Annotated in this window: 8 protein-coding genes, 6 tRNA genes and 1 rRNA gene; 6 read left to right on the plus strand and 9 right to left on the minus strand. The window is 44.2% G+C overall.

Going from position 1 to position 12,505, the window contains the following annotated elements; translation table 11 throughout:
* Positions 1 to 495 precede the first annotated feature (495 nt).
* The 5 genes from L4D78_RS17740 to L4D78_RS17760 all read right to left on the minus strand — a co-directional run bounded on the left by L4D78_RS17740 (position 496) and on the right by L4D78_RS17760 (position 1,029).
* Positions 496 to 572 (minus strand) — tRNA-Pro (locus L4D78_RS17740).
* A 47-nt stretch (positions 573 to 619) separates the two neighbouring features.
* Positions 620 to 695: transfer RNA gene (locus tag L4D78_RS17745), tRNA-His, on the minus strand.
* 9 nt (positions 696 to 704) lie between these two features.
* Positions 705 to 781 (minus strand) — tRNA-Pro (locus L4D78_RS17750).
* 63 nt (positions 782 to 844) lie between these two features.
* Positions 845 to 920: transfer RNA gene (locus L4D78_RS17755), tRNA-His, on the minus strand.
* Between the two features lie 32 nt (positions 921 to 952).
* Positions 953 to 1,029, minus strand: a tRNA-Arg gene (locus L4D78_RS17760).
* 308 nt (positions 1,030 to 1,337) lie between these two features.
* Here L4D78_RS17760 and L4D78_RS17765 point away from each other — a divergent pair.
* The gene (locus L4D78_RS17765) at positions 1,338 to 1,748 is read left to right on the plus strand and encodes a c-type cytochrome (protein WP_428468177.1); all 411 of its coding nucleotides are present in this window, start codon (positions 1,338 to 1,340) and stop codon (positions 1,746 to 1,748) included.
* A gap of 83 nt (positions 1,749 to 1,831) precedes the next feature.
* On the opposite strand, the gene rep is transcribed toward L4D78_RS17765, so the two are convergent.
* On the minus strand, positions 1,832 to 3,847 hold the full coding sequence (gene rep / locus L4D78_RS17770; RefSeq protein WP_428468178.1) for a DNA helicase Rep: 2,016 nt from the start codon (positions 3,845 to 3,847) through the stop codon (positions 1,832 to 1,834).
* Between the two features lie 184 nt (positions 3,848 to 4,031).
* Here rep and L4D78_RS17775 point away from each other — a divergent pair, with 184 nt between their 5' ends.
* The 4 genes from L4D78_RS17775 to ubiK all read left to right on the plus strand — a co-directional run bounded on the left by L4D78_RS17775 (position 4,032) and on the right by ubiK (position 9,259).
* A complete protein-coding gene (locus L4D78_RS17775) occupies positions 4,032 to 4,604 on the plus strand; it encodes a TetR/AcrR family transcriptional regulator (RefSeq protein WP_428468179.1) in 573 nt (190 codons plus the stop codon).
* Positions 4,605 to 4,626: 22 nt separating this feature from the next.
* A complete protein-coding gene (locus L4D78_RS17780) occupies positions 4,627 to 5,733 on the plus strand; it encodes an efflux RND transporter periplasmic adaptor subunit (protein ID WP_428468180.1) in 1,107 nt (368 codons plus the stop codon).
* 12 nt (positions 5,734 to 5,745) lie between these two features.
* Complete coding sequence (locus L4D78_RS17785) at positions 5,746 to 8,865, plus strand: multidrug efflux RND transporter permease subunit (protein ID WP_428468181.1); 3,120 nt, start codon at positions 5,746 to 5,748, stop codon at positions 8,863 to 8,865.
* Between the two features lie 130 nt (positions 8,866 to 8,995).
* Positions 8,996 to 9,259 carry a ubiquinone biosynthesis accessory factor UbiK gene (gene ubiK / locus L4D78_RS17790; protein WP_428457803.1) on the plus strand — a complete coding sequence of 88 codons (264 nt, stop codon included), beginning with the start codon at positions 8,996 to 8,998 and terminating at the stop codon, positions 9,257 to 9,259.
* Between the two features lie 106 nt (positions 9,260 to 9,365).
* Here ubiK and ilvC read toward each other — a convergent pair whose 3' ends face one another.
* Positions 9,366 to 10,850 carry a ketol-acid reductoisomerase gene (gene ilvC / locus L4D78_RS17795; protein WP_428468182.1) on the minus strand — a complete coding sequence of 495 codons (1,485 nt, stop codon included), beginning with the start codon at positions 10,848 to 10,850 and terminating at the stop codon, positions 9,366 to 9,368.
* Between the two features lie 132 nt (positions 10,851 to 10,982).
* Between ilvC and ilvY the strand changes: the two genes are divergently transcribed.
* A complete protein-coding gene (gene ilvY, locus L4D78_RS17800; RefSeq protein ID WP_428468183.1) occupies positions 10,983 to 11,852 on the plus strand; it encodes an HTH-type transcriptional activator IlvY in 870 nt (289 codons plus the stop codon).
* Between the two features lie 418 nt (positions 11,853 to 12,270).
* Here the strand turns inward: ilvY and L4D78_RS17805 are convergent.
* A tRNA-Asp gene (locus L4D78_RS17805) sits at positions 12,271 to 12,347 on the minus strand.
* A 66-nt stretch (positions 12,348 to 12,413) separates the two neighbouring features.
* Positions 12,414 to 12,505: ribosomal RNA gene (rrf, locus tag L4D78_RS17810) — 5S ribosomal RNA — on the minus strand; the annotation flags it as partial.

Consider the following 12,505-nt stretch of genomic DNA (forward strand, 5'->3'; position numbering starts at 1 on the left):
ATTTCACAGAAAAGCAACAAAACATTAGTAAAAACCGACAAAATGAATATAAAAAGCATAAGTAGTCAAAAAAAACGACTTTAGACAGCAATTAAACAGATCGTTTACTTGTATTTGTATAACGAATAAACCCCGCTTAGCGCAGAGGATTGAGCTGAAATACTGGTTATATGCTATAACCAAAAAATAAATCGAAATAAATACTTATGCACAAATATGAAAATAACATTTAACACAACAGAAACAATCAACTCCCTATAACGGCAATGTCATGTATAAACACTAGAAAATTAGGGGATTTTAAGATGATCGCATGTAACAGGATGTTATCAGCAGAAGATCACACTTTTGAAAATAGAGGTAAGTGAGGATAGTGATGAAATTTGAGGGTATAGGTAAAATTGAAAAACTGTCGCAGGATATGGTTAGCGGTAATAAGAAGATAAAAGCTATAAATGCAAAAAACCCCAGTCTTTCGACTGGGGTTCTTAATAGTGGTCGGTGAAGAGGGATTCGAACCCCCGACCCTCTGGTCCCAAACCAGATGCGCTACCAAGCTGCGCTATTCACCGACAACATTTTAGGCTTGAAGCCAAGGGAGTGAAACACTACCTAAATATGGGGTGGCTAACGGGGCTTGAACCCGCGACAACCGGAATCACAATCCGGGACTCTACCAACTGAGCTATAGCCACCAATGTAAGTGGTCGGTGAAGAGGGATTCGAACCCCCGACCCTCTGGTCCCAAACCAGATGCGCTACCAAGCTGCGCTATTCACCGACTTTGTTCTGTATGAGGTCTCTCACCTCTGATACTAATTATAACAATCAATATCATTTAATATGGGGTGGCTAACGGGGCTTGAACCCGCGACAACCGGAATCACAATCCGGGACTCTACCAACTGAGCTATAGCCACCAATGTCACTTGCCAATATTTATTATCCGGAATGGCGCGCCCGAAAGGATTCGAACCTTCGGCCTTTGGCTCCGGAGGCCAACGCTCTATCCAGCTGAGCTACGGGCGCCTTGCCCTATCGACGGGGAGGGATATTACGGATCACGCCCCGATTCGTAAAGTGTTTTTTTCGTTTTTTTTTCCGTTCGCTGGAAAGATAAGCAATTATCTATTGATTCGTATCATACAAAATCAGCTCGCTGGTTTATCACTACAACATAAGCAGATATAATCACTTTGTTTTTACAATTTAAACATTTTGTCAATAACCATACCCTTGTATCAACAGTTCAGCTAATAACAAGCATGCAGAAGACTGTGACAAGGACGCTATGATGGCAATCGCACATAATTATCTGGAAGTGTAAGGTGAGCTCAATGGAATTAACTCTTCGACAACTAATGGTCGCGGCCATCACAGCAATAACGCTGGCAGGCACCGCCGTTGCTGCCGATATGTCAGACGAAGCTATCGCAGAACGTATCAAGCCAGTGGGCTCAGTCTATCTTGAAGGGGAAGCACCTACTGGCCCCGCTGTTGCAGCAGGACCTCGCAGCGGCGATGCGGTTTATGGCACGTTCTGTATCGCCTGTCATGGTTCAGGCCTGATGGGAGCGCCGAAAAAAGGCGAAGCTGCCGATTGGGATGCACGCCTTGCCAAGGGCAATGATGTCTTAGCCGACCATGCCATCAATGGCTTCAATGCTATGCCAGCAAAAGGATCGTGTATGGATTGTAGCGATGATGAAATCATTGCAGCCATTAATCACATGATTGATGGGCTATAAGTCAAATACACATTGAAATAAACGAAAAAGGGTTGATGTAAAACATCAACCCTTTTTCATACATATCGCTCGCTTAAATCACCCTACTTTTTAAATAGCGATCTAATATTCGCGATATGCGCTTGTCCTTTCTCCATTCGTTGCTGTTGAGTCATTGGCTTTTTATCCGCCTCCCACTCTAAGTCATCTTGTGGAAGCTCGTACAAGAAGCGGCTTGGCTCCGGCTTTAATAGTTCACCATACTGTCGGCGTTCTTTACATAGAGTAAACGTCAGCTCTTTTTGGGCACGGGTGATCCCAACATAGGCCAAACGACGCTCTTCATCGACATTGTCTTCATCAACACTGGTTTGGTGCGGCAAAATACCTTCTTCTGCACCAACCAAGTACACATATGGGAACTCAAGACCTTTAGAGGCATGTAGCGTCATTAACTGAACCTGATCAGCGTCATCGTCATCTTCACCACGTTCCATCATGTCACGCAGAGTAAGGCGCTGTACCACTTCCTTCAACGTCTTAACTTCCTGATCATAGTTATCACCTTCTAAGTCAGCGGTGATCCAACTATACAAATCAGAGACATTCTTCATCCTCATTTCAGCCGCTTTCGGACTCGGCGAGGTCTCATACAACCAATCTTCATAGTTGATATCTCGCACTAGCTGACGAACAGCCGCAACGGTATCACCACGCTCAGCATTGTCGGCAAGCTCAACAATCCAACGGGTAAAGCGCTGCAAAGACTCCAGCCCTCGCCCCGATAAATGCTGCTCTAGCCCTATTTCAAAACTCGCCGCAAATAAGCTCTTGCCGCGCATATTGGCATAAGTACCCAGCTTCTCGAGTGTGACAGGCCCTATTTCACGGCGTGGGGTATTCACGATACGCAAAAACGCATTGTCATCATCCTGATTCGTTAGCAGTCGCAAGTAAGCCATCATGTCTTTAATTTCGGCACGGGAGAAAAATGATGTGCCTCCCGAAATTTTATACGGGATACGGTTTTGCATCAGTGCCCGTTCAAACAAACGTGACTGATGATTACCTCGGTATAATATGGCGTAATCTTTGTAGTTCGTGTTATTCAAGAAGCGATGGGCAATCAATTCACCTACAACCTTCTCAGCTTCATGATCTTCATTCTTAGCCGTGATCACCTTTAGCATTTCCCCATCAGGGATCTCTGAAAACAACTTTTTTTCAAAAATATGCGAGTTGTTCGCAATCAATATATTTGCAGTACGTAAAATACGGCTGGTAGAGCGGTAATTTTGCTCCAGCTTGATCACTCGTAAACTAGGAAAGTCTTTGCTTAATAAATTAAGATTCTCTGGTTGGGCACCACGCCACGAATAAATGGACTGATCATCATCACCAACAACAGTAAAGCGCGAGCGTTCGCCCACCAGCAGTTTTACGAATATATACTGGCTGGTATTGGTATCTTGATATTCATCCACCAATAAATAACGAATCCGATTCTGCCAACGTTGACGCACTTCCTGATTATCACGCAGCAGCAATACTGGCATCAAAATTAAGTCATCAAAATCCAGTGCGTTATACGCTTTCATCTGTCGTTGATACATTTCATAACAGTGAGCAAATAACTCATCCCGTTCCGAGCTTGCTTGCGCTTTCGCAGCCGCCGGCGACAACATGTCATTTTTCCAATTCGAAATGCTCGATATTAATAGCTTGAGTAAGTCTTTATCACCATCGATTTCGGCTTCAGTTAATTCTTTGAGCAAGGCCATCTGATCTTGGTCATCAAACAGAGAAAAGCTTGCTTTTAACCCCAATAATTTATATTCACGGCGAATAATATTAAGCCCGAGAGTATGGAACGTCGACACCATTAACCCTTTAGATTCATCTCGTCCCAAGGTTTGCCCGACTCGCTCTTTCATTTCACGCGCGGCTTTATTGGTGAAAGTAAGCGCAGCAATATTCCTCGCTTTGTAATCACAATGCTGAACCAAGTAAGCAATTTTATTGGTAATAACACGGGTTTTGCCGGAACCGGCTCCAGCAAGAACCAAACAGGGTCCTGCCACATATTTTACCGCTTCGTTCTGCCTTGGATTCAGTTTCATTGCATATCCTGTGTTAATCATCGGGCTGGCAAACGCATTTTAACGGGTTCTAAGCCATTGTCTATTCACCCAACCATTTAGCACCTTAATCATGACAATTCAAAAAATTACTTGCACAAAAATACAGACATCATAAGATGATGAATGAACATTCATTCATTAACTTTAGTTACAAAACCATTACATGAGCGACAAGAAAAAAAAGATCCTTCAGGCGACTGAAAAACTACTGGCTATATATGGGTTTCACGGTATTTCAATGCAAATGGTTGCCAAGGAAGCCGGTGTTGCGGCAGGCACAATATATCGCTATTTCGAAGATAAAGAAGATCTCCTTCAGCAACTTCATGATCACATTTTGTCTTATGTCGCGAACAAAATCAGTCAGAACGTGTCTGATGATATGCCTTTGAAGCAGCGCTTTCGTACTATGTGGCTGAATATTTGGGATATGACCACGCAAGAGGATGCCCCCATCATCAACCGTGGCCAGTTCGAAAACTTACCCCGTCGCGAAAGTCATGAACAGCGGTTACTTGAAAAGAAAATGTTCGCCAAGGTCGACCGATTATTTAACGAAGGAAAAGCCATTGGCCTTTTTAAAGATTTAGATAACGAGATCTTGAGCGTTTTAAGCCTTGAGCCATGCGCTTGCTTGGCTCGCAAACATGTTAATGGCGTATTCAAAGTCAACGAGACAGCGATGGAATCTGCTCTCGATGCCTCTTGGGACGCCATTGTTCAACATAAACATTAGCACTACCGGAGCACACCCGACGATGAAAAAATGGATAGTGATGCTATTTCTCGCCTTCTTACTGTTTGGAAGCGTGATTGGTTTCAACCTTTTTAAGCAACAAAAAATAGCTGAGTTCATGGCGAATATGCCTGAGCCTGAATTTCCAATTACTGCCACCGAAGCTCAATCGACCAATTGGGTTCCCGCTATCGAAGCTATTGGCTTTATAGAACCAAACCAAGGCGTGACCATCACCACCGAGGTTGCTGGTGTGATCAAAGATCTCGATTTTGAATCAGGCTCAACCGTCAAAGCAGAGCAACAACTGCTAACGCTAGATTCTGATGTTGAGGCGGCCAACTTGAAAAGTGCTCAAGCACGTTTGCCAGCCGCCAAAGCCAAATATGAACGCTACCGTGGCCTATTCAAGAAAGGATCGATTTCAAAAGAGGCCTTTGACGAATCTGAAGCCTCCTATTTTTCTCTAATGGCTGATATCGAAAGCTTAAAAGCAACAATAGATCGTCGTACTATCAGAGCCCCATTTGATGGTGTTGTTGGCCTACGTAATGTCTACCTTGGCCAATATATCCAGCCGGGAACTGATGTTGTACGCTTAGAAGATACCACCTTAATGAAGCTACGCTTCACGGTGCCACAAACGGATATTTCTGATATTCACCTTGGCCAAGAAGTCGAAATCTTTGTTGATGCATACCCTGAAACACCCTTTAGCGGCAAGATCAGTGCAATCGAACCAGCAGTAAGCTACCAGAGTGGCCTTGTGCAAATTCAAGCTGACATCCCGAATAACAGTGGCCAGCTACGTAGTGGTATGTTCGCACGTGCGCATATCATTCTTCCAACACTGGAAAATCAAATCATCCTGCCGCAAACCGCAATCACCTTCACCTTATACGGGGATAATGTGTACCTTGCGAACGAAGACGAAGATGGTGTATTGCGAGTGAGCCAGTCAGTGGTAAAAGTTGGTGAGCGTAAAGGCCCATATGTTCATGTCCTTAGTGGTGTCAAAGCAGGGGATACCGTCGTGACCTCAGGTCAAATTCGCCTCAGCAACCATGCAAAAGTTCGTATGGTTGAAAGTGACTCGCTGGATGTTCCAGCCGAAACACCAATGCTGTAATCCGGAGGTCACATGCGCTTTACAGATGTTTTTATCAAACGTCCTGTCTTAGCGGTATCAATCAGCTTCTTGATTGCACTGCTGGGCCTGCAAGCCATTTTTAAAATGCAGGTCAGGGAATACCCAGACATGACCAATACCGTGGTCACGGTCAGTACTAGCTATTATGGTGCCAGTGCTGATTTGATCCAGGGTTTTATCACCCAGCCGCTGGAGCAAGCCATTGCTCAGGCTGATAATATCGACTTCATGACCTCTTCCTCGGTGCTTGGTGCATCAACGATCACGGTTACGATGAAGTTGAATACCGATCCGAATGCCGCTTTGGCCGATATATTGGCTAAAACCAACTCGGTGCGTTCTCAATTACCCAAGGAATCAGAAGATCCAACGGTAACCATGTCAACCGGTTCAACGACCGCGGTAATGTATATCGGTTTTACCAGTAATGAATTGGTCTCGAGCCAAATCACCGATTACTTAGAGCGCGTGATTAACCCGCAGTTGTTTACGGTTAACGGTGTGTCGAAAGTCGATCTATACGGTGGAATGAAATACGCGCTGCGTGTCTGGTTGGACCCAGCCAAAATGGCTGCTTACAACTTGATGGCTAATGACGTGATGAACGTACTGAATGCCAACAACTATCAATCGGCAACAGGACAAGCTACTGGCGAATTCGTTCTTTACAATGGTACTGCTGACACGCAGGTCTCCAATACTGATGAGCTGGAAAAGCTAGTTGTCTCAACCAAAGAAGGCCAAGTGATCCGCTTAGGCGATATTGCCAAAGTAACCTTAGAGAAAAGTCACGATGTTTACCGTGCATCTGCAAATGGGGAAGAGGCCGTCGTTGCTGCAATTAACGCAGCACCAAGTGCCAACCCGATCAACATTGCAGCCGATGTACTTCAGCTATTGCCTGAGCTTGAGCGCAATATGCCTGATAATATCAAGATGAATGTGATGTATGACTCGACCATTGCAATCAATGAGTCCATCAACGAAGTAATCAAAACGATTGCTGAAGCGGCTCTGATCGTACTTGTTGTGATCACCTTGTTCTTGGGATCATTCCGTGCTGTTATCATTCCAATCGTTACCATCCCACTATCATTAATTGGTGTGGCAATGGTTATGCAAGCTTTTGGCTTCTCTTGGAATTTGATGACACTGCTCGCAATGGTATTGGCTATCGGCCTCGTGGTAGATGATGCCATCGTTGTATTGGAAAACGTCGACCGTCATATAAAAGAAGGTGAGTCTCCGTTTCGTGCAGCCATCATTGGTACTCGAGAAATAGCCGTTCCCGTTATCGCCATGACACTGACGCTTGGTGCGGTATATGCGCCTATTGCAATGATGGGCGGAATCACAGGTTCACTCTTTAAGGAATTTGCCTTAACGTTAGCCGGTGCGGTATTTGTGTCAGGGATCATCGCCCTTACGCTCTCACCGATGATGTGTTCAAAAATGCTTAAAGCCAATGAGCAGCCAAGCAAGTTTGAATTAACCGTTCATCACTTCCTTGATCGCATGACAAACCGCTACGAGAAAATGCTTGGCGGTGTTATGAAAATGCGTCCAGTCGTGATTGTATTTGCCCTCATCGTGTTTGGAACCCTGCCACTGCTGTTTAAGTTTATCCCAAGTGAACTTGCCCCTGCTGAAGATAAGGGTGTGTTAATGATGATGGGTACCGCCCCGTCAACGTCAAACTTGGATTACATCGAAAATACCATGGAAAAGGTCAACAACATCCTCAACGAGCAGGATGAAGTCGCCTATGCTCAGGTATTCTCAGGGGTGCCAAACTCAAACCAAGCGTTTGGTATCGCTTCAATGGTACCGTGGAGTGAACGAGAAGCCAGTCAGGCAGATGTGGTTAAGCGCGTTACTGACTTGGTTAAAGACGTTCCTGAAATGGCGGTAACAGCCTTCCAGATGCCTGAGTTGCCAGGAGCAGGTTCAGGCTTACCTATTCAGTTTGTGATTACCACACCAAGCAGTTTTGAAAGCTTATTCCAAGTAAGTAGCGATGTTTTGGATAAAGTGAAAAGTAATCCAATGTTTGTCTATTCCGACCTTGATCTGAACTACGATTCAGCAACCATGAAAATCAAGATCGATAAAGACAAAGCAGGCGCATATGGTGTGACCATGCAAGATATCGGCATCACCTTAAGTACCATGATGGCAGATGGTTATGTTAACCGTATTGACCTTAATGGTCGCTCATACGAAGTGATTCCACAGGTTGAGCGTAAATACCGCCTGAACCCAGAGTCACTTAAAGGCTACTATGTACGAGCTGCTGACGGTAATGCTATCCCCTTAGGTAGCCTTGTGAATATTGATGTTGTTGCAGAGCCTCGTGCGTTGCCTCACTTCAATCAACTTAACTCAGCAACAGTGGGGGCAGTACCTGCGCCAGGTGTGGCAATGGGTGATGCTATTAGTTGGTTCCAAAATGAAGCGGTGAATACCCTACCGACAGGTTACCAGTATGACTTCATGGGTGAAGCTCGTCAGTTTGTAACCGAAGGTAATGCTCTGTACACGACGTTTGCTCTCGCACTGGCTATCATCTTCTTAGTGTTGGCGATCCAGTTCGAATCGCTACGTGACCCATTAGTTATTATGGTTTCTGTACCATTGGCAATTTGTGGTGCCTTGATCTCCTTGGCATGGGGAGCGGCATCGATGAATATCTACTCGCAAGTAGGTTTGATCACGCTAATTGGCTTGATCACCAAACACGGTATTTTGATTTGTGAAGTAGCAAAAGAGGAGCAACTGCACAATCAAAAAGATCGCATGGCTGCAGTGATGGAGGCAGCTAAAATCCGTCTACGTCCGATTCTAATGACGACAGCGGCAATGATTGCTGGTTTGATCCCTCTCCTCTACGCCACAGGAGCTGGTGCCGCACAGCGCTTCAGTATTGGTATTGTCATTGTTTCTGGCCTTGCTATTGGTACGGTCTTCACTTTATTTGTGCTACCGGTAATTTACACTTACCTTGCAAGCATTCATAAGCCTTTGCCAGTCTTCCTTGAAGATAAGGACTTAGAGAAACTAAAGCGAGCAGATGAAGCCCGTAATGCATTAAAAGATGCCCGGGATTGTTAATTGCAAGCTTAATCTAAAGAGGCCGCTATCGCGGCCTCTTTTATTTTGTACAATCATCAACGACAATCTCCATCGATTTGAATAAAATAACGATAACAGATTAAAAACCCCTTACGGAGTGAACCACGCTATGTTTGATCCAAAGAAACTTGAGCAAGTCGCCAAACAAATCCAAGACTCGATGCCACAGCCCGTTAAAGAGCTTGGCAACGATGTTGAACAAAAAGTTCGCCAAGTGATCCAAGCACAGCTTGGTAAACTTGACGTTGTGAGTCGTGAAGAGTTTGATGTACAGACACAGGTTTTATTGCGTACACGTCAAAAGCTAACCGCTCTTGAGCAAAAGATGGAAGCGCTAGAAAGTAAACTAAGCAGTGAAGATAAGAGTGAATAAAGAGCACGCTTAAAGGGCTCCTTCTGCTTTATTTATATTAAGTCCATTAAAAAAGCCCAAATGCATGGCATTTGGGCTTTTCTTTATTCAGCTTTTTGTGACGTTACTAACCACCAACAGCAATACGCTGCATGTCAGTCATGTAGCCACGAAGTTCTTGGCCAATAGACTCTACTGGATGATTACGAATAGCTTCGTTTACTTCAATTAGCTTTTGATTGTCAGCAAAATTAGATTCTTCATTTATACCTTTACCGATCACGTCAGTCGCGACATTTGGCATAAACTTCTCACGTAGCAACGGTGTTGCAACATTTGCAAACAGGTAGTTACCATATTCAGCCGTATCCGAGATAACAACGTTCATTTCATACAAACGCTTACGAGCAACTGTATTCGCAATTAACGGTAATTCATGTAGCGACTCATAATAAGCTGACTCTTCAATGATGCCTGATGCTGTCATCGCTTCAAACGCCAACTCAACACCTGCGCGTACCATTGCAACCATCAAAATACCGTTATCAAAGTACTCTTGCTCTGAAATTTCAACATCAGAGTCTGGATAGTTTTCAAACGCTGTTTCAGCCGTTTCACCACGCCAACCTAGAAGATCCGTATCATCATTTGCCCAGTCAGCCATCATCGTAGATGAGAAATGACCTGTAATAATATCATCCATATGCTTATTATATAGCGGACGCATTAAGTCTTTCAGCTCTTCTGATAACTCAAACGCTTTGATTTTAGCTGGGTTTGATAGACGATCCATCATGTGAGTAACGCCACCAAACTTCAGAGCTTCAGTGATCGTTTCCCAACCGAATTGCAGCAATTTACCAGCATAAGAAGCATCAATGCCATCAGCAATCATCTTCTCATAACAAACGATAGAACCCGCTTGTAGCATGCCACACAAAATCGTTTGCTCACCCATCAAATCAGATTTAACTTCCGCAACGAACGAAGATTCAAGTACGCCAGCACGGTGACCACCAGTACCTGCAGCCCATGCTTTCGCAATTTCCAGACCATCTCCCTGTGGATCATTTTCTGGGTGCACAGCGATTAGCGTTGGAACACCAAAGCCACGCTTATATTCTTCACGGACTTCTGTGCCAGGACATTTTGGTGCAACCATCACGACAGTCAAATCAGGACGAATCTGCATACCCTCTTCAACGATATTAAATCCATGAGAGTAACCTAGTGTCGCACCTTCTTTCATTAATGGCATCACCGTCTCTACAACATTAGAGTGCTGCTTGTCAGGTGTTAGATTTACAACAAGATCTGCCTGAGGAATAAGTTGTTCGTAGCTACCAACTTCAAAACCATTTTCTTTAGCATTTTTAAAAGATTGGCGTTGTTCATCAATTGCAGCTTGGCGTAAGGCATAAGCAACATTTAATCCCGAGTCGCGCATATTTAGACCTTGATTGAGGCCTTGAGCACCACAACCAACGATAACGACTTTTTTACCTTTAAGAAAATCGGCTTCATTAGCAAACTCAGCACGATCCATGAATCGGCAGCGACCTAGTTGATCTAACTGCTGGCGTAGATTTAGGGTATTAAAATAATTAGCCATAACAACAAACTCCGTGAATTCTTTTCCTTGGGCCGACATATACTTGTCGAATAAGCTGATAGTAAATCACTCACTTTGTTGCGCAAAGTGATATATTCACAATAACTTATTGCAAAAAATGCAACGTGCTATATGAATATAAAAACCTTGCAACTATTTCTTCATCTATGTGATTCCAATAGCTTTAGCCAAACCGCCCAAGCTATGCATATTAGCCCCTCAGCACTAAGCCGCATTATTCAGCGCCTTGAAGATGAGCTGGGACAAAACTTATTCATTAGAGACAACAGAAGTGTAGAGTTAACATCGGCAGGTAAAACCCTACTTCCTACCGCCGCATTGATAGTGTCAAACTGGCAAGAAGTAAAAGCAGAGCTAAATACCCAGAAAATAAAGCTTCGAGGGAAACTTAAACTTTTCTGTTCTGTAACAGCAAGCTATAGCCACTTGCCTGATATCTTAAACAAATTCCGCAAATTGTACCCTCAGGTTGAAATTCAATTAATAACTGGCGATCCCGCTCAAGCCATCGAAAAGGTTCAACAAGATGAAGCTGACATCGCGATTGCCGCCAGGCCAGACAGTTTGCCAGCAAAGCTTACCTATATCGAACTAGATAGTGTTTCAATGTCTGTGATTGCACCATTACTTCCACCTGCCAATCTTCAAAAACAATTAACTGATCCACCATCATGGGAAGAGCTACCCTATATTTTACCAGAGTCTGGAACGGCACGAGATCGGGCTGACCGCTGGCTAAAAAGTAAAAAGATACAACCCAATATCTATGCACAAGTGGGAGGTCATGAAGCTATCGTCAGCATGGTGGCACTCGGATGTGGAATAGGAATAGCACCCGACGTTGTTATCGATAATAGCCCCATGAGCAATAAGATAAAACGGCTTGATAAAGAAGCAATTCAGCCACTTCAACTAGGTCTCTGCTGTAAGCAAAGTCGTCAGGCTGAGCCATTGTTAAACGCACTACTTCAATTGTTTTAAGTTCGGTTGTACATGCATAAGCCTATCGCTGCGGAAACGGAGCAACTTAGAAGGTAACTTTATACGGTGATGAAATTAGCACTCTCAGCTCCAATACATAGAGTACCGCGATTAACAATCGCTAAAGAGACACAATAGGCAGGCTCAACCTAGTTACTTATACCAATCTGGATAAGTAATTGATCTAAGTATTGCGCAGGAAAAATGGTTGTTATCAAGACAGATATTGCAGTAACTAGTGGTTCTAATTACAAAATCTCTAATGTAGAGAACAGAGGTTTTAACCAGTAAGACTGATCAAGCACTTATGTAGGTTGGTATTACATTCAAGCGGAATTCTAGCCGCAGGCTCGAAAGTCCTTTTCCCATACTGCAGGCATAAAAAAACCCGAGTCGTTAGACTCGGGTTTAGTATAAGTGGCGGAGCGGACGGGACTCGAACCCGCGACCCCCGGCGTGACAGGCCGGTATTCTAACCAACTGAACTACCGCTCCACACGGTGATAAATACTCGCGTATCTATCCGATATCCATCGTTCAATATGAATATCTAAATTGGGAGCCTGGCGATGTCCTACTCTCACATGGGGAAACCCCACACTACCATCGGCGCTATTACGTTTCACTACTGAGTTCGGCATGGGATCAGGTGG

Origin of the sequence: Photobacterium minamisatsumaniensis, assembly GCF_050336695.1 — a bacterium.
GTDB lineage: Bacteria > Pseudomonadota > Gammaproteobacteria > Enterobacterales > Vibrionaceae > Photobacterium > Photobacterium minamisatsumaniensis.